We start from the raw sequence: 22,291 nt of genomic DNA, 5'->3' as shown, positions 1-22,291 counted from the left end.
CGGCGGTGGTGGCGGTCCTGGCGGTGGAGGCGGCGGTCCTGGCGGCGGCGGCGGACCCGGCGGTGGTGGCGGTCCCGGCGGTGGCGGTCCCGGCGGCGGCGGTGGTGGTCCCGGTGGCCGGTGACGAGATCTCCAAGCATGCTGCGGTTGGCAAGTCATGCAAATCCGGTTCCTGACACCGGGCGAGGTCCCGTTGGCCAGCGACGATGTGTCGCTGATCGAATCGATTCGCAGCGAGCTGCTCGACCGCCCCGGCGTGCAGGAGGCGCACAGCGCCGAGTCGGCCGATGCGCTGGTCATCCATGAGCCCTGGGCCTTCAGGGAATGGCGCTACATCGACCGCCTGCTGGCCGACCCGGTGATCGGCCCGCGTCCGCACAAGGTCTACACGATCAACAGCGACGATGCCGGCACCGGCCTGCTGCGCGGCGCGTATTGCTGCATACCGGCCAGGCGCTTCGATCCGCAGCTGCATGCCGCCGTGCCGTTCTTTCTGGCGCCCAACGAGACGGTGCTCGCGCATGCCGGCCGGCCGCGCGAGGCGCCGACGCTTCTTGCCAGCTGGCGCGGCAACCCGAAGTCGAACCGGCCGCTGCGCAGCCAGCTGCTGGAGGCGTACGCCAATTGCGAGAGCATCAAGGTGGAGTGGACCGACAGCTGGCTGGACCATTCAGCCGAAGAAAAGCTTCACTACGTCCAGCTCCTGCGCTCGGCCAAGTTCGCGCTGTGTCCTGCCGGATGGGCCCCGGCATCGTTCCGCATCTTCGAGAGCATGGCGCTGGGCATTGCGCCGGTCATCATCGCCGACGAGTTCGTGGCGCCCGCGGGGCCGGACTGGCGCTCGTTTTCATTGCAGGTGAAAGAGGCCGACCTGTGGGCGCTCGAACCGATCCTGGAGCGGCACGTCGACCGGCATGAGGAAATGGGCGCGCTGGCCCACCAGGCCTGGTGCAAGTACTTCAAGCCCAGCGGCCTGGTGGCGTACTACGCGAATGCGCTGATGGCCTGCATCGGTGCCAACACGGGCAGCACCGCCACGTCCGAGGTCAAGCGCTGGCGCTCGCACCGCACCTACAGCGGCAATGGCTGGACGCTGCCGCAGCGGGCGCTCAACCGCATCAGGAGGGCCATGCACGCGTGACGACCAGGACGCGTCATGCGGCTTCCCCCGGTGATCAGGCGCTAGCAGCAGGCGCGACGCTCGCACCCTGCACCTTGTGCCGCGCCAGCGCTTGCGCCACGAAGCCGCTGGCCTTCATCTCCTCCACGAACGCCGACAGGGCAGCGCCCGCCTGCGAGCCGCGCGAAGCCGGCGTGCCCATGGCCTGCTGGATCACCATGAAGCGGCCCGGCAGCATGCGCCAGGCGGCCGATGCCTCGGCCTCCAGCACCTGCCGGATGCCCGCCGCCACCTCCACCTCGCCGGCGTGCAGCGCCGCGATCACGCCCTTGGCGCCGGCCACGCGGACGATCTGCGCCTTCTTCAACTCGCGCGTGAGGAACAGGTCGTAGGCGCTGCCGCTGCCCACGGCCACGCGCACGCCCTCGCGGTCCACCTCGTCATTGCCCTTCAGCGTCGAGGCCGAGGGCACCAGGTAGCTGCCTTCGATCAGAACGTAGGGCGCAGTGAACTGCAGCCCCTCGCTGCGTGCCGGGTCGATGGCGAAGAAGCCGATGTCGGCCTGCTCGCCGCGCACGGCCTCGACCGACGCCGCGGCCTTCTCGAACACCTTCAGTTCGATGCCCACGCCCAGCCGCTGCGCCAAGGCGCGGGCCAGGTCCACCGACACGCCGGCCGGCTCGCCGGTGGCGGCGTCGCGCCCGGCCAGGATGGGGTTGCCGAGATTGATGGAAGCGCGCAGCACGCCCGTCGGGGCGAAGGAGGCGACGAGGGCAGGGGGCAAGTGGGTGTTCATGGAGATTTCTTTTGACGCATGCGGCAGCAAACCTAGGGTTATCACCTAGGCGCAAGACACAGTTCGGACATATCCTTCACGGGTCGTTCCACAAATAAAACGATGTTTCGTTAGTGAAACATCACGGTTTTCAGGCAGAACGGCAAGGCATTCAACCCTACATCACCGTCCCGCAAGAGTCCCACATCATGATGAACATTGCACGTCGCCATGCACTGGCCTTCGGCCTCGGCCTTGCGGCCGCGACCCTGGCAACCCCCAGCCTCGCCCAGCCCAGCTACCCCAGCAAGCCGATCACCATCGTGGTGGCCTATCCCGCCGGCGGCGACACCGACGCACTGGCCCGCGTGTTCGCCGAGAAGCTGCAGTCCCGCCTGGGCCAGCCGGTGGTGGTGGACAACAAGCCGGGCGCCAGCGGCGTGATCGGCAGCGCCTACGTGAGCAAGGCCGCGCCGGACGGCTACACGCTGCTGCTGGCGCCCAGCACCTTCGCCATTGCGCAGTTCGTGCTCAAGACCACGGGCTCGAACAGCTACGACGTGCTGAACGGCTTCGCGCCCATCATCGAAGCCGACCGCCTGCCGCTGTTCCTGGTGGCTTCGCCGTCCACCGGCTTCAAGACCTTCAAGGACGCGGTCGATGCCGCCAAGAAGAAGGAGCTGCCCTACGCCAGCCCCGGCACCGGCTCGCCCATGCACATCCTGGGCGAGATGGTGAACAAGGCCGCCGGCACGAAGATGATGCACGTGCCCTACCGCGGCGTGGCCCCGGCCGTGAACGACGTGCTGGGCGGCCAGGTGCCGATGACCTACATCACGCTGGGCCCGGTGGCGCCGTACCTGCCCGAGAACAAGCTGCGCGTGCTGGCCGCGGCATCGGAAAGCCGCTCGCCGCTGGCCCCCAACGTGCCCACGCTGGTCGAGCTGGGCTACAAGGACCTGGTGGTCGACGCCTGGCACGGCCTGTTCGCGCCCAAGGGCACGCCGGCCGAAGTCGTGAAGGTGCTCAACGGCCACATGAACGAGATCCTGAAGATGCCCGACGTGCAACCCCGCATGACGGTGCTGGGCGCCACGCCCACCGGCGGCGCGCCCGATGTGCTGAGCAAGACGGTCGCGGCCGACTACCAGCGCTTCGGCAAGCTCATCAAAGACTTTGGCATCCAGGCAGATTGAGGCGCCAGCGATGAGCGACATCACATCGACGCCTGACGCGCAAAGCCTGCAGGCCCTGCTGGCCGAGCTGCCCGCCAACCTGCTGGCTGGCCGGCGCGTGCTGGTGACCGGTGCCGCGCGCGGCCTGGGCCTGGCCTTTGCCAAGTGCATCGCCAAGGCCGGCGCGCGCGTGGTCATCGCCGACATCCTGGCCGAGCTGGCGCAGGCCGAGGCGGCTGCGCTGCGCGAAGCGGGCTTCGACGTGCAGGCCCTGGCCATCGACCTCTCGGACCCCGCATCGATCGAGGCGGGCGCGGCCGAGACGGTGCGCCTGCTGGGCGGGCTGGACGGCCTGGTGAACAACGCCGCCATCACCAATTCCGGCGGGCGCGATGCGCACGAGTTGGACGTGGCCACCTGGGACCGGGTGATGAGCGTCAATGTGCGCGGCACCTGGCTGATGAGCCGCGCCTGCCACGGCGCGCTCAAGGCCTCGGGCCGCGGCGCCATCGTCAACCTCGCGTCCGACACGGCGCTGTGGGGCGCGCCGAAGCTGCTGGCCTACGCGTCGAGCAAGGGCGCGGTCATCTCGCTGACCCGCTCGCTGTCGCGCGAATGGGGCGCGGACAACATCACCGTGAACGGCGTCGCACCCGGCCTCACGCTGGTGGAAGCCACCGAGTACGTGCCCGCCGCGCGCCACCAGTACTACATGGACGGCCGCGCCATCCGGCGCGAGCAGCAGGCGGCCGACGTCTGCGGCGCCGTGCTGTTCGCCTTGTCCGGCCTGTCGCGCTTCGTGACCGGCCAATTGCTCGCCGTCAACGGCGGCTTCGTCATGCACTGACTGAACCCACTTACCTGCAGGAGTAACTGAAATGAGCGATCTGTCCGACCAGAAGAACATCGACCAACCCAGCTGGACGCGCCCCGACGGCTCGAGCCTGGAGCAGTGGATGACCACGCGCATCGCGCGCTTCTCCACCCGCAAGTACGACTGGGATGCGCTGAAGTTCCAGGCCGACTTCGACCCCAAGTTCCGCCGCGCGCAGATGCGCTACGTGGGCACCGGCGGCACCGGCGTGGCCACCGACATGAACACCGTGCCCTCGGAGAACTTTACCTTCTCGACCATGGTGATTCCCGCCGGCCACGAAGGCCCGCCGCACATCCACACCGACGTGGAAGAGATCTTCTTCATCATGCGCGGCAAGATGAAGCTGGTCATCACCACGCCCGAGGGCGAGCGCTACGAGACCGTGCTGACCGACCGCGACCTGGTGTCGGTGCCGCCGGGCGTGTACCGCGAAGAGATCAACATCGGCGACGAAGACGCGCTGATGTGCGTGATGCTGGGCGCCAAGAAGCCCATCACGCCGACGTACCCCGCCGATCACCCGCTCGCAAAGATCAAGCGCTGATCGCGAAGGAAGGCCTGACGCCATGAACGCACCGCTCGCCGATTCCGAACTGGCTCGCCTCGAGGCCAACTTTGCCGCGCGCGGCGTCGCGCTGCCGGGTGGCGAGGTGGTGTCGGTGCGCGAATGCGGCGCCGGCAGCACCGGCCCCGTGTTCGTGTGCCTGCATGGCATCGGCTCGGGCGCGGCGTCGTGGCTGGATACGGCGCTGCTGCTGCAAGCGCAGGGCGCCCGCGTCATCGCATGGGATGCGCCCGGCTACGGCGCGTCGACGCCGGTCGTGCCCGCCCAGCCCACCGCTGCCGACTACGCGCAGCGCCTGCAAGGCCTGGTGGATGCGCTGGACCTGGAGCAGTTCGTGCTCGTGGGCCATTCGCTGGGTGCCATCACCGCGGGCCATGCGGCCCGGCCGGGCTCGCCGCTGGCATCGCGCATCGGCAGGTTGCTGCTCATCAGCCCCGCGGCCGGCTACGGCGCGCCGGGCAAGGAAGAAGCGCAGCAGCGCGTGCGTTTGCAGCGCTTTGCCACGCTGCACAACGAAGGCGTCGCGGCCATGGCGGCCAAGGCCGACCAGCGCCTGCTGTCCGCCAACGCCAGCGAGCTGGCCCGCCAATGGGTGCGCTGGAACATGGGCCGCCTTCATGAGGCGGGCTATGCGCAGGCCGTGGAGCTGCTGTGCGGCGCCGACCTGCTGGCCGACCTGCCGCCGGCCGTGCCGGTGCATGTGGCCTGCGGCGCGCAGGACGTGGTCACCACGCCCGAGTCGTGCGCTGTGGTGGCCCGGCGCTGCGGCCTGCAGCTCGAACTGCTGGCCGACGCCGGGCACGCCAGCTATGTGGAACAGCCCCAGGCCGTGGCCGCGCTGCTGCTGCGCGAAGCCGCCAACCAGGCCTGAAGGCACCCAATCAGAACAAACGAGGGAATCCAGATCATGAGCAACAACGAGATCACGGAAGACGGCGCCGACCGCTACAACGTGCCCGCCCTGGAGCGCGGCCTGCGCATCCTGTGCGAGTTCACCCGCGAGCACCGCACCCTGTCGGCTCCCGAGCTGGCGCGCCGCTTCGACCTGCCGCGCTCCACCGTGTTCCGCCTGCTCACCACGCTGGAGAACATGGGCTTCCTGGAGCGCGCCGAGGGCGGCCGCGACTACCGCCTGGGCCTGGCCGTGCTGCGCCTGGGCTTCGAATACCTGGCCTCGCTCGAGCTCACACAGCTGGGCACGCCGCTGCTGCAGCGCCTGTCCGAAGAGCTGCACACCTCGTGCAACCTGGTGGTGCGCGACGGCCGCTCCATCGTCTACGTGGCCAAGGTGGCGCAGGCCACGCCCTTCGCCAGCTCGGTCACCGTGGGCACGCGCCTGCCGGCCCATGCCACGGTGCTGGGCCGCATCCTGCTGGAAGACCTCACGCTGCCGCAGCTGCGCGACCTGTATCCCGAAGACCACCTCGAATCCTTCTCGCCGAGCACGCCGCGCACCGTCACCGAGCTGTTCGACATGGTGCAGGCCGACCGCCAGCGCGGCTATGTGCTGGGCGAGGGCTTCTTCGAATCCAACATCTCCAGCATTGCCGCGCCGGTGCGCGACCACAGCGGCCACATCGTGGCGGCGCTGGGCGCGACCATTCCGTCGGGCCATATCGACGAAGGCCGCATCGACGAGATGGTGGCGCGCGTGCGCGCCACGGCCGACGACATCTCGGGCCTTATGAACTACGCACCGGCCACCAATGGCAAGGTGGTGCAGATGCGCGGCCGCGCCTGAGGCCTCTTGCGAGAACGTCCCCATGAACGCCTCATCCAACAACAACTTCTTCGCTCCCGATGCACTGGCCGGCCGCGTGGCCGTGGTCACCGGCGGCTCGTCGGGCATCGGCCTGTCGACAGTGGAGCTGCTGCTCGACTGCGGCGCCGCCGTGGCCCTGTGCGGCCGCGACGCGCAGCGCCTGGAGCAGGCGGTGTCGGGCCTGCGTGCCGCGCGCCCCAATGCCCGGCTCTTCGCCCGCACCTGCGACGTGCTCGATGCCAACGCCGTGCGCAGCTTCGCCGCGCAAAGCGAAGCGGCCCTCGGCCCGGCCGCCATGCTCATCAACAACGCAGGGCAGGGCCGTGTTTCCACCTTCGCCAACACCGAAGACCAGGCCTGGACCGACGAGCTGAACCTGAAGTTCTTCTCGGTCATCCATCCCACCCGCGCCTTCCTGCCGCAGCTGGCGGCGCAGCGCGCGGTGCATGGCGATGCGGCCATCGTCTGCGCCAACTCGCTGCTGGCGCGCCAGCCCGAGCCGCACATGGTCGCCACCTCGGCCGCCCGCGCGGGCCTCTTGAACCTGGTGCGCTCCATGGCCACCGAATTCGCGCCGGCGGGCGTGCGCGTCAACGGCATCCTGATCGGCCTGATCGAGTCGGGCCAGTGGCGCCGCCGCTTCGATGCGCGCGAAGACAAGTCGCTGGACTGGGCCGCCTGGAGCGGCCAGCTCGCCAGGGACAAGCACATTCCCATGGGTCGCCTGGGTCTTCCGTCGGAAGCCGCACGCGCGATTCTTTTCCTCGCTTCGCCGCTCTCCTCGTACACGACGGGCGCACATCTTGATATTTCCGGAGGCCACTCGCGCCATGCCTAAGCAACAAGTCACCGTCGGCACCGTCGTTGCCGCCTTTCTCGAACAGTGCGGGGTGCAGGCCGCCTTCGGCGTGATCTCGATCCACAACATGCCGATCCTGGACGCCTTCGCGCAGCGCGGCAAGACGCGCTTCGTCATGGCGCGCGGCGAAGCCGGCGCGGGCAACATGGCCGATGCCTATGCACGCTCCACCTCCAGCCTGGGCGTGTGCATCACCAGCACCGGCCCGGCGGCGGGCAACATCGCCGGCAGCCTGGTGGAGGCCTACACGGCCGGCACGCCGCTCTTGCACATCACGGGCCAGATCGAAACGCAGTACCTGGACCAGAAGCTCTCGTACATCCACGAGGCGCCGGACCAGCTGACCATGCTGGGCGCGGTGTCCAAGGCCGCCTTCCGCGTGCGCAGTGCTGCCACGTGCCTGTCCACCCTCAAGGCGGCGGTGCAGGCCGCGATGACCGCGCCCACCGGCCCGGTGAGCGTGGAGATCCCGATCGACATCCAGCAAAGCGTGATGGAGATGCCCGATGACCTGTCGCCGCTGCCGGTGGCCGTGCTGGCTCCCAGCGAGGCTGCGCTGGACGCGCTGGCCGACACGCTGGCCAAGGCCCGCCGCCCGCTGCTGTGGCTGGGCGGCGGCGCACGCCACGCCGGCGCGGCCGTGCAGCGGCTGAAGGCGCTGGGTTTCGGCATCGTCAGCACCGGCCAGGGCCGCGGCATCGTGCCCGAGGACGACCCGGCCTCGCTGGGCGCCTACAACATCCAGAAGCCCGTCGAGGCCTTCTACCAGCGCTGCGACGCCATGCTCGCCGTGGGCACGCGCCTGCGCAGCAACGAGACGCTCAAGTACGAGCTGAAGCTGCCGCGCCCGCTGCTGCGCGTGGACGTGGACGCCGCCCAGCAGGGCCGCTGCTATGTGGACGACGGCTTCGTCTGCGGCGACTCGGCCCTGGTGCTGGCCGGCCTGGCCGACCGCCTGGAGGCGCGCGGCTACAAGGCCGACCCCGAGCTGCTGGCCGATTTGCGCAAGACGCATGAGGAAGTCGTTGCGACCATGCGCGACGGCCTGGGCCCGTACAGCGCGCTGGTGCAGCAACTGCAGGAAGCGGCCGGCCGCAACTTCAACTGGGTGCGCGACGTCACGGTCTCCAACAGCACCTGGGGCAACCGCGAACTGCGCTTCTTCGAGCCCAACGCCGGCGTGCATGCCACGGGCGGCGGCATCGGCATGGGCATGCCCATGGCCATCGGCGCGGCCGTGGGCGCGGCGGTGACGCAATCGGGCCGCAAGACGCTGGGCCTGGCCGGCGACGGCGGCTTCATCCTCAACCTGGGCGAGCTGGCCACGCTGGTGCAGGAAGAGTGCGACTGCCTGATCGTGCTGATGAACGACCAGCGCTACGGCGTCATCCAGAACATCCAGGACGCGTCCTACGGCGGCCGCCGCTGCTACGTGGAACTGCACACGCCCGACTACGCGCAGCTGTGCGCATCGATCCAGCTGCCGCATGCCCGCGTGACGGACCTGAAGCAGCTGCCCGCATTGCTGAAGACCGAGTGGCCGAAGAAGGGCCCGTTCCTGCTGGAGATCGACATGCGCGCCATCGGCGCCTTCAAGACCGCCTTCTCCGGCCCGCCGGTGAACAAGCTGGACCAGATTCCCGCGGCCCCGGCCGCCTGAGGACGCACCATGAGCTTGCGATTCGCATTGATCGGCTGCGGTGCCATCGGCACCTCGATGCTGGAACTGCTGAGGGATGACGCAGACCTGTCGGTCGCGGCCATCGTGGTGCCCGACGAGGCCATGCCCGCCGCCCGCGAAGTGGCCGCGCGCCTGGCGCCCAGCGCCGCCGTGGTGTCCAGCGTGCCGCTGGCCGGCATCGACCTGGTGGTGGAAGCCGCCGGCCATGCCGCCATCGAGCAGCACGTGCTGCCCTCGCTGCGCCGGGGCACGCCGTGCGTGGTGGCCTCGGTGGGCGCGCTGTCCGCGCCCGGCCTGGTGGACGCCATCGAGCGCGCCGCCGCTACCGGCAAGACGCAGGTGCAATTGATCGCCGGCGCCATCGGTGCCATCGACGCGCTGGCCGCTGCCCGCGCAGGCGGGCTGGACCTGGTGCGCTACACCGGCCGCAAGCCCCCGCATGCCTGGAAGGGCACGCCGGCGGAGCAGGGCCGCGACCTGGCCGCGCTTACTGCCGAAACCGTCATCTTCGAAGGCAGCGCGCGCGAGGCCGCGTCGCTCTACCCCAAGAACGCCAACGTGGCGGCCACCGTGTCGCTGGCCGGCCTGGGCCTGGACAAGACCTTTGTTCGCCTGGTGGCCGACCCGGCCGTGACCGAGAACGTGCACACGGTGGAAGCCGACGGCGCCTTCGGCCGCTTCGAGCTGACCATGCGCAACAAGCCGCTGGCCGCCAACCCCAAGACCTCCGCGCTCACCGTGTACAGCGCCGTGCGTGCGCTGCGCAACCGCGTCGCGGCGCTGGCCATCTGAGGCCCAAGAGAGAGCCATGATTTCGAACGAACTCCTCCCCATCAACGTGGCCGGCGAATGGCGCCTGGGCGGCGGCGACGTGTACGAGAGCCTGTACCCCGCCACCGGCGAGCCCATCGCCCGCCTCAAGGCCGCGAGCCTGGCCGACGTGGAAGAAGCCATCGAGCGCGCGCACCACGCCTTCAAGACCAGCGGCTGGGCGCAGAAGCTGCCGCACGAGCGCGCTTCGGTGCTGCACCGCGTGGCTGCGCTCATCCGCGAGCAGGCCGAAGACCTGGCGCAGAAGCAGCGCCTGGACAACGGCAAGCCCATCAACGAAACGCGTGCCCTGGTGGCCAGCGCGGCAGGCACCTTCCAGTTCTTCGCCGCCGCGCTGGAGACACTGGAAGACACCATCACGCCTTCGCGCGGCCCCTTCGTGACGATGAGCGTGCACGAGCCCATGGGCCTGGTGGCGGCGATCACGCCGTGGAACTCGCCCATCGCCAGCGAAGCGCAGAAGCTCGCGCCGGCCCTGGCTGCAGGCAATGCCGTGGTGGTCAAGCCCGCCGAAGTCACGCCGCTGATGGCGCTGGAACTGGCGCGCATCTGCGAAGAAGCCGGTGTGCCCTTGGGGCTGGTCAGCGTGCTGCCGGGCAAGGGCTCGGTCATCGGCGATGCCATCACCAAGCATCCGCTGGTCAAGCGCGTGTCCTTCACCGGCGGCACCACCACCGGCAAGCACATTGCCCACATCGCGGCCGACAAGATGATGCCGGTGTCGCTGGAGCTGGGCGGCAAGTCGCCCACCATGGTGCTGGAAGACGCCGACCTGGACCATGCGGTGGCCGGCGTGCTCTACGGCATCTTCAGCTCCTCGGGCGAATCGTGCATTGCCGGCTCGCGCCTCTTCGTGGCGCGCGGCATCTACGACGAGTTCGTCACGCGCCTGGCCGAAGCCGCCAAGCTGCTGCGCGTGGGCGATCCCGCCTCGGAGCGCACGCAGATGGGGCCGCTCATCACCGCCAAGCACCGCGAGAGCATCGAGCGCTACGTGGCGCTGGGCGTGTCCGAAGGCGCGCACATCCGCACCGGCGGCGTGCGCCCGCACGGCGAAGGCCGCGACAACGGCTACTTCTACACGCCCACTATCCTGGAAGGCCTGACGAACAGCGCCCGCACCACGCAGGAAGAGATCTTCGGCCCGGTGCTGGTGGCCATGCCCTTCGACAGCGAAGAGAAGCTGATCGAAGAGGCCAACGACAGCGTGTACGCGCTGGCCGCCGGCGTGTGGAGCCGCGACTTCAAGCGTGCCTGGCGCCTGGGCCGCGCGGTGCAGGCCGGCACCGTGTGGGTCAACACATACAAGCAGTTCTCCGTCTCCACGCCCTTTGGCGGCTGGCGCGACTCGGGCCTGGGCCGCGAGAAGGGACGCGAGGGCATCTTCCAGTACATGGAGCAAAAGAGCATGTACTGGGGCACGAATGAGCAACCACTTCCGTGGTCCAAGTGACGGTATTTCCCCCTCCCCCTCTGGGGGAGGGCAGGGGAGGGGGCACGCGCCACGTCCGCAAAGCCTCCATCCCGACCTTCCCCCAGAGGGGGAAGGAGCAAGAAAGGAACATGACATGAGCGTTCTAGGCATCGACCAGATCACCTACGCGGCGGACGACCTGCCGACCTGCCGCACCTTCTTCCAGGACTGGGGCCTTGCGCTCCAGTCCGAATCGGCAGACGAACTCGCCTTCGAATGCCTCAACGGCTGCCGCGTGCTGGTGGCCTCGCTTTCCAAGCCCGGCCTGCCGCCGGCCATGGAAGAGGGCCCGACGCTGCGCGAAGTGGTGTGGGGCGTGCAGAGCGATGCCGACCTGGACCGCTATGCCGCTGCCATCCGGAACGAACCGGGCTTCTTCGATGCGCCGGTGGACGGCGCACGCCGCATCGGCTGCATCGACCCCAACGGCCTGGCCGTGCGGCTGCAGGTGACGCGCAAGCGCGACGTGCAGGTGGACTGCGGCGCCATGAACACCTGGAACGCCAAGCCGCGCGTCAACCAGCCCGCGCCCATCTACGAGCGCGCCACGCCGATCGAGGTGGGCCACGTGGTGTTCTTCACCAACGACGTGGCGACGACCAGCGCCTTCTACCGCGAGCGCTTCGGCTTCGTCGGCTCCGACAGCTACCCCAACCGCGGCGCCTTCATGCGCTGCGCGGACGAGGGCGGCCACCACGACCTGTTCCTGCTGCAGCTGCCCTCGGGCAAGCGCGGCCTGAACCACGTGGCCTTCACAGTGCGCGATATCCATGAGGTGTTCGGCGGTGGCCTGCACTTCTCGCGCAAGGGCTGGGAAACGCAGCTGGGCCCGGGCCGCCATCCGGTGTCGTCCGCCTACTTCTGGTACTTCAAGAACCCGGCCGGCGGCCTGATCGAGTATTACGCCGACGAGGACCAGCTCACCGCCGACTGGCAGCCGCGCGAGTTCGAACCGGGCCCCACGGTGTTCGCCGAATGGGCCGTCGACGGCGGCCTGGATGGCAACACCCGCCGCCAAAAAAATGCCGAAGGCCCCAAGGGCGCCTTCCTGACCGAAAAGAAATAACCCCCTGAACTGCAACCGCCACTGCATCCAGCCATGACCCGTCTTTCCGTTCTCGCCAAGACCCTTGCCGCATCGCTCTTCGCCGTCGCTGCCTTCGCGCCGGCGCACGCGCAAAACGCCGACGTGCAAAAGCAGCTGTCCTCGGGCACCTTCAACATCATCTCGCCCTTCCCCGCGGGCGGCCCGGTGGACACGCTGGCGCGCCTTCTGGCCGAAGGCCTGACCCAGCGCTACGGCCAGCCGGCCGTGGTGGAGAACGCGGCCGGCGCGGCCGGCAACATCGGCATGGACAAGGTCAAGCGCGCCAAGGGTGATGGCCACACGCTGCTGGTGATTCCCGCGGGCAACCTCACCATCAACCCGACCCTGATGCCGAACTTCCCGTTCAACATCGAGAAGGATTTCGTGCCCGTGACCATGCTGGCCAAGGCGCCCAACGTGGTGGTGGCCTCGCCGTCATCGGGCATCAAGAACGCCAAGGACCTGGTCGCCCAGGCCAAGGCCAAGCCGGGCACGCTCTCGTATGCCTCGCCGGGCGTGGGCAGCGGCCTGCACCTGGCGGGCGAGCTGTTCAAGCAGCAGACCGGCACCGACCTGCTGCACGTGGCCTACAAGGGCACGGCCCCGGCGCTCACCGACACGGTGGGCGGCATCGTGCCGCTGATGTTCACCAACCTGCCCGCGGCGCTGCCCTTCATCCAGAACGGCAAGCTGGTGGCCATCGGCATCACCGAGGCCCAGCGCTCGCCGGTGGCGCCCAACATCCCGACGCTGGCCGAGCAGGGCGTGCAGGGCGTGAACGTCACGTCGTGGTACGGCCTGCTGGCGCCGGCCGGCACGCCCGCGCCGGTGGCCGAGCAGCTGGCCAAGGACGCGGCCGACATCCTCGCCAAGCCCGAAGTGCAGGACAAGCTCAAGGCCCAGGGCATGAGCCAGTCGACCATGACGCCGGCCGCTTTCGCCAAGGCCATGAAGGACGAGACCGCCGTGTGGGCCGGAATCATCAAGGCCCGCCGCATCGTCGCCGAGTAAGACAAGCCAAGACGCGTCCCCGAGATCAACCGCCCCACCGATGGAGAGCACCATGACCGACCGCTACCTCGAGCCCCACCAGGCGCGCAAGCGCACCCCCACCACCTACGAAGACCTGCTGGGCGATGCCATCGAGCGCGCCTTTGCCGCCGGCGCGCACGACCTGTCCGCCCTGGTGCAGTCGCTCAACGACAGCGGCCTGGCCAGCCCCAGCGGCAAGCCCTGGACCGAAGAGATCTACCGCCAGGAAATCGCCGGCCTGGCCAATCAGCAGGCCTGACCGGCCCGCGCGTGAAGCCCCCGAAGGAAACACCATGACCACCATTCCCATCCATGCCGATCCGGTCGACCAGGCGCTCGAAGTGGGCCTGAAGGACCTCTGGTATCCCATCTGCCCCACGTCCTTCATCAAGGAAAAGCCCGTGTCGCTGCGCCGCCTGGGCCGCAAGTTCGCGCTGTGGCGCGACCATGAAGGCACGCTGCATGCGCTGGAAGACCGCTGCCCGCACCGCGGCGCGCCGCTGTCGCAGGGCGTGATCCTGGGCGACCGCCTCTCGTGCCCCTACCACGGCGTGGAAGTGCGCTGCGACGGCACCGTGACCCGCGTACCCGGCAGCCCCGGCTGCAAGCTCGAAGGCTCGCGCCCCACCTTCCACTTCCATGTGAAGGAAAAGGCCGGCGCCGTGTGGCTCTACAACGCCAGCAAGCCGGTGGACGAAGTGCCCGAGCTGGTGCTGCCCGAAGAGCTGGCCAACGACGACGAGTACTGCCGCTTCCTCTGCTATGCCGAATGGAAGGGCGACTACCGCTACGTGCTGGACAACGTGATGGATCCGATGCACGGCACCTTCCTGCACAAGCAGTCGCACTCCATGGCCGAGGGCGACTCCATGGCCAAGTTCGGCATCCGCCAGACGGAAACCGGCTTCGTGTTCGAGAAGGAAGGCCAGCGCAACGTCAACTTCGACTGGACCGAATGGGGCGACACCGGCGCGCACTGGATGCGCCTGGAAATCCCCTACCCGAAGACCGGCGGCCCCGGCGGCAACTTCATCATCATCGGCGGCTATTCGCCGATCAACTCGGGCCTGACCGCGGTCTTCTTCTGGCGCTGCCGCAAGCTGCCGGCGGGCTGGGAGCGCGACACCTGGCGCTTCCTCTACCAGAACCGGCTGGAAGCGCGCCACTGGCACGTGCTGGAGCAGGACCGCGTGATGCTGGAAGACATGGAGCCCGATGCCAACCAGCACGAGAACCTGTACCAGCATGACCTGGGCGTGGTGCGCCTGCGCCGCCACCTGCGCGGCCTGGCACAGCAGCAGGTCGACGCGCAGAAGGCCGCCGCCTGAGCTGATTCGTTTTTCCGAGCAATCCGAGCTACCTGAGGTTCCGCCATGTCATCCCCCACGCTGAACGCCCTGGTGCACACCATGCGCCATGAAGCAGACGGCATCGTCAGCGTCGAGTTCCGCCCGGCCACGCCGGAGGTGGACTTTCCCGCCTTCGAGGCCGGCTCCCACATCGACCTGCACCTGCCCAACGGACTGGTGCGCAGCTACTCGCTGTGCAACCCGTCGAGCGACCGCCAGCGCTACGTGGTGGGGGTGCTCAACGACAAGAAGAGCCGTGGCGGCTCGCGCTACGTGCACCAGCAGCTGCGCGTGGGCAGCACCATCCAGATCTCGCACCCGCGCAACAACTTCAAGCTGGAAGAGGGTGCAGACCGCACGGTGCTGGTGGCCGGCGGCATCGGCGTCACGCCCATCTGGTGCATGCTGCAGCGCCTGGCCGACCTGGGCCGGCCGGTGGAGATGATCTACTGCGCGCGCAACCGCAAGGAAGCCGCCTTCGTGGACGCCATCACCGCGCTGGCCGCGCAGAAGAACATTGCGCTCACCTGGCACTTCGACCAGGAAAAGGGCGGCCCGCCCGACCTGGTGGCGATGCTCTCCGGCAAGGGCGCGGACAGCCACTACTACTGCTGCGGCCCGACGCCCATGCTCGACAGCTTCGAAAAAAGCTGCGAGCAGCTGGGCTACCCGAATGCCCACATCGAGCGATTTGCCGCCGTGCATGTGGAGGCGCCCGCGGCCACCGAGACCTTCGTGGTGGAGTGCGCCAAGAGCGGCAAGAGCGTGGAAGTGCCGCCCGGCAAGTCCATTCTCGACAGCCTGATCGAAGCCGGCCTGAACCCCGACCACAGCTGCAAGGAAGGCGTGTGCGGCGCCTGCGAGACGCAGGTGCTGGAAGCCGGCGAGATCGAGCACATGGACGGCATCCTCACCAAGCTCGAACGCCAATCGAACAAGACCATGATGATCTGCGTGTCGCGCTGCAAGCGCGGGCCGCTCGTGCTGGACATCTGAGCACACCCTTTTCCTTTCCCTCCCCTTAGAAGAACCATGAAGAAGACTCTCGTGGCGGCTGCCGCATGCGCAGCCGCGGGCCTGGCCTGCGCCCAATCCAGTGTGACCGTGTTCGGCGTGGTCGATGCCGCCGTCACCTACACCACCGGTTCGGGCCCCGTGTCCGCCAGCAAATGGCAGCTGACCAACAGCGCCAACAGCTTCAGCCGCCTCGGCTTTCGCGGCACCGAAGACCTGGGCGGCGGCATGTCGGCGGGCTTCTGGCTGGAAGCCGGCATTCAGAACGACACCGGCAGCGGCTTCGGCACCAACACCAACAACCAGGCCAGCGGCAACCTGGCCAGCGGCGGCCTGACCTTCAACCGCCGTTCCACCGTGAGCCTGAGCGGCCGCTTCGGCGAACTGCGCCTGGGCCGCGACTACACGCCCAGCTTCTGGAACACCGCCATCTTCGACCCCTTCGGCACGGGCAGCGGCATCGGCGCGAGCCAGCTGTACTTCACCGGCCTGGGCGGCCTGGCGGCGCCCACCGGTACGCGTGCGTCCAACAGCATCGGCTACTTCCTGCCGGCGGGCCTCTCCGGCTTCTACGGCCAGGCCATGTATGCCATGGGCGAGAACCCGTCGAACACCGTGCCATCCGACGCACGCCACGACGGCAACTACGCGGGCATCCGCCTGGGCTGGCAGGGCGGCCCCTGGCACGTGGCCGTGGCCACCGGCACCACGCAGTACGCCGCCACCGGCGACCTGCGCGTGTCGAACCTCGGCCTGTCCTACACCTTCGCTTCGCTGTCGAACCTGAAGCTCGAAGGCGAGCTGTACGACGAGTCGCTGGGCGAGGTGGACGGCCGCGGCGCGCTGGTGGGCTTCATCTGGCCGGTGGGCCCGGGCGAGGTGCGCTTCTCGTACGCGTGGTACGAGCGCATCCCGGTGGGCGACGTGCCCAAGCCCACCACGCAGAAGCTGGCGCTGGGCTACGTGCACAACCTGTCCAGGCGCACGGCGCTGTATGCCACGGTGGCGCGCATCGAAAACAGCAACGGCGCGGCGCAGGCGCTGACCGGCGCCATCACCTCGCCGAACGGCTCGTCCACGGGCACCGAGTTCGGCATGCGCCACGCATTCTGAAGAACCTGAATTGAAGGAGTAGCGCCATGCAAGGCAGGCAGGCCCCGGCCCATCAGGCCCGTTGGTATGGCGTGATCACGCTGTTCGTGATCATCGCCATCTCGTACATCGACCGCATCAACATCGCGGTGCTGATCACCGACGCCGGCTTCCTCCAGCATGTGGGCATCGAGCGTGCGGACCGCGTCAGCCAGGGCCTGCTGGCCACCGCCTTCATGGTGGGCTACGGCATCTCGTCGGTGGTGCTCACGCCCTTCGCGGCGGCGCTGCTGGGCGTGCGGCGCAGCCTGCTGGTGGGGCTCACGCTGTGGGGCGTGGTCACCTTCCTCTCGCCGCTGCTGGACAGCTTCGGCCTGCTGCTGGGCTCGCGCATCCTGCTGGGCGTTTCCGAAGGGCCGGTGTTCGCGCTGGCCGGCGCCTACATCAAGGCGCACTTCGAGAGCCATGAGAACGGCAAGCCCAACTCCTTCGTCAACATGGGCACGGGCCTGGGGCTGGCCATCGGCTATCCGCTGGTGGGCGTGCTGCTGGCCTCGCACGACTGGCAGACCTCCTTCCATGTGCTGGGCCTGATCAACATCCTGCTGGGCATTCCGCTGGTGCTGGCCTTCGTGCGCATGCCCAAGGTGATGGTGGACAGCCGGCCGCGCGGCGTCAGCGCCGGCGCGGCCCTGGCGCAGGTAGGCGCCATGGTGCGCGGCGCCCTGCACACGCGGCACCTGCTGCTGGTGACGCTGCTCACCTCCGCCTTCCTGGCCTACCTCTGGGGCAGCAGCAACTGGCTGCCCAGCTACCTGAAGGAGGCGCGCGGCTTCTCGCTCAAGGAGATGGGCTGGCTGGCGTCGCTGCCGCAATACGCCACGGTGGTGGCGGTGCTGATCGGCGGCGTGGTCATCGACCGCATCCAGCGCAGGAACGTGCCGCTGATGTTCGTGTGGTGCAGCCTGGGCGTGGCGGCCTTCGTGTGGCTGGCCATCGCCACCGACAGCCGCTACCTGGCGGCCTACAGCCTCATTGCCGCCAACTTCTGCTGGGGCCTGATGAGTCCGGCCATTCCGAGCACGGTGCAGCACTTCTCGCGTGCCGAGCACGTGGCCAGCAGCTACGGCGTGGTCAACGGCGTGGGCAGCCTGGTGGCGGGCTTCATGCCGGCGCTGATGGGTGGCGTGATCGCGCATGCCAGCACGCCCAAGGCCGGCTTCCTGATGGGCTTTGGCGCATTGATCGGCACGCAACTGGTGGTGGTGCTGTGCGGGCTGGTGCTGTGGCTGCGCGAGCGCCGTGCGCCGCAGGGGCAGGGCGCGCCGTCCATCTCGGCCAAGGCGTTCTGAACGGGCCTTGCCCGAAGGCATGCATCGCCCGCCGCGTGCGGGCGATGTCGCTCAAGGCGCCTTGGTCCGGGCGCCCTTGCGCTGGCGAGCCGGCGCCGCGCTGGCGGCAGCCGGGGCCGGTGCGGGAAGGGCAGCGGCCTGCATCATCTGGTCGAGCGCCAGCAGCGCATCCACCTGCGCCACGAAGTGGTGGAAGTAGCCCGGCGAGGCTTCGCGCATGGCCGCCAGGGCACGATGCACCAGGTGATGGGAGTTGAGCGGGCCGGCCTTGTCCGGCACCTTCGCCAGCGACTGCGTCAGGCGGCGGTCGGCGCTGAGCCGCGACCAGATCTGCTGCATGTGGCGCAAGAGTTCGGTCTCGCCGCTCGGGGCGCGTGCATGCAGCGCATGCGAGGGCGTCTGGCTGGCGAGTTGCGCAGCGAGCGCGGCGAGCGGGCCGCGCGTGCCTGCGGCTGCGGCCGTTGAATCGGTGGCGCTGTCTTGCCTTGCAGCCTGGCTGCAATCGGTCATGAGCGCGGCCAGCTTCTGCTCGAGGACGCGCCGGGCCGCCCCTGGCGGCAGGTTGGCGGTGCGCCGCGCCAGCGCCTCGATGCGGTGAAGGCGAATGGGATCGGCGCCGGCATCGATGCCCGCGCGCCATGCGTCGAAGCCCGCGACAGGCTCGCCGCTGCCGGCCTGATCGCCTTCGCTCACGATTCCTTCTTTCCGCCCCTGGCGGTGTGCGTGGGACGCGGCGTGGGCGCCATTTCCACACGCCGGTTCTTCGAGCGGCCCTCGGCATCGGCATTCGACGCTACCGGTTGCTCGGGCCCGAAGGCGGCGGCAAAGATCGAATCGGCGGGCAGGCTTTCCTCGATCAGCGCGCGCGTCACGGTGAGCGCGCGCTGGGCCGACAGTTCCCAGTTGTCCGCGAAGCTCTTGCTGCCGCCGCGCACCTGGCGGTCGTCGGTGAAGCCGCTGACCATCAGGATCTCGTCGCGGGCCTTGAGGTAGGCCGAGAGCGGCGCGGCCAGGCTCTTGAGCAGCTGCCGGCCCTCGGGCTGCAGCTCCGCCGAGCTGGACGAGAACAGCACGCTGCCGCTGATGCCGATGCGTCCGTCCACCAGCGTGACGCGGCCCGCAGCCAGGGGGCCGGCGAGCGCTTCTTCCAGCGTCTTCAGGCGCTGGGCCTGGGCCTGGCGCTGCTTCATCTCGGTTTCCAGCCGGGTGCTCAGCTCCAGCTGCATGCCGATCACGCACACCAGGATCAGCACGAAGGCCCCGAGCAGGCCCGACATGAGGTCGCCGAAGACGGCCCACACCGGGGCGTTGCCCTCGATGCCGGCGTCCAGTTCCTCGCTTGCCATGGCCATTTACGCCTCGTTGGCCGCCGCGAGGGCCGGCGGGCTGTTCGCAGCGATCTGCTGCAGGTCTTCGATGATCTGCCTTTGCGAGCGCACGCTCAGGTCCACCACTTCGCGCGCCTGCGCCACGTAGTAGTCGAGCTGCTCGTCGCTGCGTGCCATGGCCTTGGCCAAGGCGGCCTCGATGCGCTGCAGCTGCGCCACCATCTTCTCGTTGGCCTGGCCGAAGAGCTCGACCGCACCGCCGAAGGCATCGCCCAGGCTCGCCACGTCCACCGCGCTGCCGGTGAGCTGTGCGGCGGCCTCGTTGATTTCCTGCGCCTGGGCCTGCGCCTTCTGGCCGAACTCGCTGCCCACGCGCTCCAGCATTTCTGCAGAGCCGGCCACCAGCGAATCGATGGCGGCGCGCTGTTCGGTGGCGGCATGGTTGATGGCGCCCAGCAGGGTTTCCAGCGTCTGCAGGATGTTGGCGCGCTCCTCGAGCAGGGAGTTGTCGCGCGCCATGCTGTCGGAGAGTTTCTGCCGCAGCTCGGCCATCACCTCGGCGGCCGCACGCGGTGCCTCGGAGGCGGCCTGCACCAGCTGGGCGATCTCGGCGATGGTGCCGCGCGCATGGGCCTGCGACTGCGCGGCCATCTCGTCGGCGGTCTGCGCCAGCGTGCGGCAGATTGCCTGCTGCTGCGCCAGGTTCTGTGCGCCGGCTTCTTGCCATTGCTGTTGCAGCGCCGCGGACATGGCTTGCAGCGACTCGGCCCAGGCGGCCAGGCGCTGTTCGTCGCGTTCGGCCAGGGCCTGGTGCTGGCGCACGTGCGCCGCATCCATGGTCTGTAGCAGCGAGGCGGCATGGGCTTCGAAGCTGCCCGCGGCCGCCTGCAGCGCCTGCTGCGTGCTGGCGGCCAGCGCCTGCGCGGACTGCTGGTGCTCGGCGAGCGCGCCGCGCCAGTTGGCCGACACCTCGCCGGCCGAAGCCTGCAGCTGGGTGGAGACACTGTCCAGCGTCGATTCGAGCTTGGACGACACGCCGCCCAGCGTGCCTTCCAGCTGCGTGGAAATACGTTCCAGCGCCGATTCGAGCTGGGACGACACGCTGCCGAGGTTGCCGTCGAGCTGCGACGAGACATCGGCGAGCGTCGTGTCCAGGCGCGTCGAGACCGCGCCCAGCGTGGATTCGAGCTGCGTCGACACACTGCCCAGTGTCGATTCGAGCTGCGTCGACACACTGCCCAGCCTCGATTGCAGCGTGCCGGACACGCCGCCCAGCGTGGATTCCAGCTGGCCTGTCACCTGGCCCAGCGTCGTGCCCAGCTGCGACGTCACTTCGCCCACGGCCGACTGCAGCTGCGCCGACACGCTTTGCACCAGCGACACCGAGCCCTGCTCGAAGGTGCTGGCAATGCCGGCCATGGTGCGCTCGACCACCGGCTCGATCACCGCACCGGCGGCGCGCGCGCTTTCGGCCAGGCTTTCGTTGAGCGAGCGGCCCACCGAGGCCGCGAGTTCGGAATAGGCGGCGCCGGCCTTCTGGTGGAAGGCTTCCTGGCCGGCGAGCAGGCGCTCGTTCATGGCCTGGTTCTGCTGCTCCAGCGCGGCCATCATGGCCTGCAGCCGGTCCACCACGGCGGGCATCAACTGGCTTTGCGCCTGCAGCAGCCTGAGCGATTCCTCGCGCTGGTGCGCCAGCGAGAACACCCGCAGGCTGGTGCCGATGCGTGCGTCCAGTTGCTGCGCGGCCTGCAGCCGCTCGCGCCGGCACAGCGCCGACAGCAGGCCCAGCATGGCCGAGCCCGCAATGCCGGCCAGCGAGGTGCCGAAGGCCAGGCCCAGGCCCTTGACCGGCGCGGCCAGCGATGCGCGCACAGCCGACAAGTCGGTGGCGCTTTCCAGCGCGCTGCCGGTGCCGTGCAAGGTGACGACCATGCCCAGGAAGGTGCCCAGCATGCCCAGCAGCACCAGCAGGCCGGTGATGTAGGGGGTGAGGGCGGGGCCCGGCAGGCCGACGCGCTCGCCCTCGATGCGCTGGCGCACCGACTGGCGCAGCGACGGATGCAGGCGTTCCAGCCAAGGCGCCAGGCCCGTGGCTGGCTGCGGCATGGCGTCGCCATCTGCCAGCGCCTGCTCCAGCGTGGCCGTGGCCTGCTGGTACTGGCGCAGTTCCAGCGCGCCCACCAGGTAGAAGGCAGCGATCACCAGCGTGACCGACAGGGCCAGCAGGTTGCTGCCCAGGTAGCCTGCGCCGGCCCAGCCGATGGCGCCGAGGCCTGCGAAGAAGGCGAGTGTGCGAAGTGCGGAAGATCTGTTCATGCGACCTGTGCGTGCGGTGACCGAAGGGCTTCGAGCAGCCCTTCGACGGGTTTGAATCGGATGTCCAGCTCGGCCTGCAGCATGGTCTGGGCATCCTGGCCGAAGCGGTGCAGCCAGGACAGCGGCGCGGCATCCGGCGGCGTGGCTTGTTGTTGCTGTTCTTCCTCCTGCGCGCGCAGGTGCTGCTTGCGAAGCCGCACGAAGTGCTTCTCCAGCGTGGCCGGCAGCGTGCCGAGCAGCCGGCGCTCCTGCTCGCCCAGCACCTGTTCCATCACGCCGTCCAGCGTGGCCAGGCGCACCAGGCTCGGGGAACGCGTGGCCAGCCTGGCGCGCAGCTTCTCGCGCAGCGGGCCGATGGCCGCTTCCATGGCCATCTGCTTGGCCTGGTAGCGCAGGCGGTAGGGGGTGAAGTCGCCTTCGTCCGCGGCCGGCGCAGGCGGCGGCGGGGCTTCGTGGTGCTCGCCGCGCGTGAGCAGGCGCCCGCGCGTCTGCGGCTTGGGCGGCTCGGGCGGGGCCACGGCGAACAGGTTGTCTTCGGCGATGGAGCGCGACAGCGCGGCCCGCACGCGCGCGCATTCGCCCGCCGCCTCGGCGTGGGCCGG

Annotated in this window: 22 protein-coding genes; 17 read left to right on the top strand and 5 right to left on the bottom strand. The window is 69.2% G+C overall.

Going from position 1 to position 22,291, the window contains the following annotated elements; all coding sequences use genetic code 11:
• Window positions 1-193: 193 nt before the first annotated feature.
• A complete protein-coding gene (locus tag VSO01S_RS20650) occupies window positions 194-1,141 on the top strand; it encodes an exostosin domain-containing protein (protein WP_068644687.1) in 948 nt (315 codons plus the stop codon).
• Window positions 1,142-1,175: 34 nt separating this feature from the next.
• Here the strand turns inward: VSO01S_RS20650 and VSO01S_RS20645 are convergent, their stop codons facing one another.
• Entirely contained in the window at window positions 1,176-1,916 is a 741-nt protein-coding gene (locus VSO01S_RS20645) for a transporter substrate-binding domain-containing protein (protein WP_068644686.1), read from the bottom strand.
• A 191-nt stretch (window positions 1,917-2,107) separates the two neighbouring features.
• Between VSO01S_RS20645 and VSO01S_RS20640 the strand changes: the two genes are divergently transcribed.
• The 16 genes from VSO01S_RS20640 (at window position 2,108) to VSO01S_RS20565 (ending at window position 18,045) form a co-directional block, all read left to right on the top strand.
• The gene (locus VSO01S_RS20640) at window positions 2,108-3,091 is read left to right on the top strand and encodes a Bug family tripartite tricarboxylate transporter substrate binding protein (protein ID WP_068644689.1); all 984 of its coding nucleotides are present in this window, start codon (window positions 2,108-2,110) and stop codon (window positions 3,089-3,091) included.
• 10 nt (window positions 3,092-3,101) lie between these two features.
• Window positions 3,102-3,917 carry an SDR family oxidoreductase gene (locus tag VSO01S_RS20635; RefSeq protein WP_068644685.1) on the top strand — a complete coding sequence of 272 codons (816 nt, stop codon included), beginning with the start codon at window positions 3,102-3,104 and terminating at the stop codon, window positions 3,915-3,917.
• Between the two features lie 31 nt (window positions 3,918-3,948).
• On the top strand, window positions 3,949-4,491 hold the full coding sequence (locus VSO01S_RS20630) for a cupin domain-containing protein (RefSeq protein WP_068644684.1): 543 nt from the start codon (window positions 3,949-3,951) through the stop codon (window positions 4,489-4,491).
• 22 nt (window positions 4,492-4,513) lie between these two features.
• Window positions 4,514-5,383 carry an alpha/beta fold hydrolase gene (locus VSO01S_RS20625; protein ID WP_068644683.1) on the top strand — a complete coding sequence of 290 codons (870 nt, stop codon included), beginning with the start codon at window positions 4,514-4,516 and terminating at the stop codon, window positions 5,381-5,383.
• 36 nt (window positions 5,384-5,419) lie between these two features.
• Window positions 5,420-6,253, top strand: coding sequence for an IclR family transcriptional regulator (locus tag VSO01S_RS20620; protein WP_068644682.1), 834 nt, complete (start codon window positions 5,420-5,422; stop codon window positions 6,251-6,253).
• Window positions 6,254-6,275: 22 nt separating this feature from the next.
• Window positions 6,276-7,112: an SDR family oxidoreductase gene (locus VSO01S_RS20615; protein ID WP_068644681.1), complete on the top strand. Its 837-nt coding sequence runs from the start codon at window positions 6,276-6,278 to the stop codon at window positions 7,110-7,112.
• Window positions 7,105-8,793 (top strand): thiamine pyrophosphate-binding protein, encoded by a 1,689-nt coding sequence (locus tag VSO01S_RS20610; RefSeq protein WP_068644680.1) that lies wholly within the window; start codon window positions 7,105-7,107, stop codon window positions 8,791-8,793. The genes VSO01S_RS20615 and VSO01S_RS20610 overlap by 8 nt, the downstream gene beginning before the upstream one ends.
• Window positions 8,794-8,802: 9 nt before the next feature.
• On the top strand, window positions 8,803-9,606 hold the full coding sequence (locus tag VSO01S_RS20605) for an aspartate dehydrogenase (protein ID WP_068644679.1): 804 nt from the start codon (window positions 8,803-8,805) through the stop codon (window positions 9,604-9,606).
• Window positions 9,607-9,622: 16 nt separating this feature from the next.
• Entirely contained in the window at window positions 9,623-11,098 is a 1,476-nt protein-coding gene (locus tag VSO01S_RS20600; RefSeq protein ID WP_068644678.1) for an aldehyde dehydrogenase, read from the top strand.
• Between the two features lie 115 nt (window positions 11,099-11,213).
• Window positions 11,214-12,185 carry a VOC family protein gene (locus tag VSO01S_RS20595; protein ID WP_068644677.1) on the top strand — a complete coding sequence of 324 codons (972 nt, stop codon included), beginning with the start codon at window positions 11,214-11,216 and terminating at the stop codon, window positions 12,183-12,185.
• 33 nt (window positions 12,186-12,218) lie between these two features.
• Entirely contained in the window at window positions 12,219-13,217 is a 999-nt protein-coding gene (locus tag VSO01S_RS20590; RefSeq protein WP_068644676.1) for a Bug family tripartite tricarboxylate transporter substrate binding protein, read from the top strand.
• Window positions 13,218-13,269: 52 nt separating this feature from the next.
• Window positions 13,270-13,497: a recombinase-like helix-turn-helix domain-containing protein gene (locus VSO01S_RS20585; RefSeq protein ID WP_153305341.1), complete on the top strand. Its 228-nt coding sequence runs from the start codon at window positions 13,270-13,272 to the stop codon at window positions 13,495-13,497.
• Window positions 13,498-13,531: 34 nt separating this feature from the next.
• On the top strand, window positions 13,532-14,566 hold the full coding sequence (locus VSO01S_RS20580) for a Rieske 2Fe-2S domain-containing protein (protein ID WP_068644674.1): 1,035 nt from the start codon (window positions 13,532-13,534) through the stop codon (window positions 14,564-14,566).
• Between the two features lie 45 nt (window positions 14,567-14,611).
• Window positions 14,612-15,583, top strand: a complete 972-nt coding sequence (locus tag VSO01S_RS20575) for a PDR/VanB family oxidoreductase (protein WP_068644673.1) — start codon at window positions 14,612-14,614, stop codon at window positions 15,581-15,583.
• 36 nt (window positions 15,584-15,619) lie between these two features.
• Complete coding sequence (locus VSO01S_RS20570) at window positions 15,620-16,714, top strand: porin (protein ID WP_068644672.1); 1,095 nt, start codon at window positions 15,620-15,622, stop codon at window positions 16,712-16,714.
• A 26-nt stretch (window positions 16,715-16,740) separates the two neighbouring features.
• A complete protein-coding gene (locus tag VSO01S_RS20565) occupies window positions 16,741-18,045 on the top strand; it encodes an MFS transporter (RefSeq protein WP_068644671.1) in 1,305 nt (434 codons plus the stop codon).
• Window positions 18,046-18,096: 51 nt separating this feature from the next.
• Here VSO01S_RS20565 and VSO01S_RS20560 read toward each other — a convergent pair whose 3' ends face one another.
• The 4 genes from VSO01S_RS20560 to VSO01S_RS20545 form a co-directional block, all read right to left on the bottom strand.
• Window positions 18,097-18,738, bottom strand: coding sequence for a DUF2894 domain-containing protein (locus tag VSO01S_RS20560; RefSeq protein WP_068644670.1), 642 nt, complete (start codon window positions 18,736-18,738; stop codon window positions 18,097-18,099).
• Window positions 18,735-19,391, bottom strand: a complete 657-nt coding sequence (locus tag VSO01S_RS20555) for an OmpA family protein (RefSeq protein WP_068644688.1) — start codon at window positions 19,389-19,391, stop codon at window positions 18,735-18,737. The genes VSO01S_RS20560 and VSO01S_RS20555 overlap by 4 nt, the downstream gene beginning before the upstream one ends.
• Window positions 19,392-19,397: 6 nt before the next feature.
• Window positions 19,398-21,689: a DUF802 domain-containing protein gene (locus VSO01S_RS20550; protein ID WP_068644669.1), complete on the bottom strand. Its 2,292-nt coding sequence runs from the start codon at window positions 21,687-21,689 to the stop codon at window positions 19,398-19,400.
• Window positions 21,686-22,291 (bottom strand): DUF3348 family protein (locus tag VSO01S_RS20545; RefSeq protein WP_068644668.1); only part of this gene is annotated, 606 nt, incomplete at its 5' end. The genes VSO01S_RS20545 and VSO01S_RS20550, both read right to left, overlap by 4 nt.

Source organism: Variovorax soli NBRC 106424 (genome assembly GCF_001591385.1).
GTDB classification, from domain to species: Bacteria; Pseudomonadota; Gammaproteobacteria; order Burkholderiales; family Burkholderiaceae_C; genus Variovorax; species Variovorax soli.
Note: the sequence above shows the minus strand (reverse complement) of the source record. Positions and strands in the feature narration are given on the sequence as shown.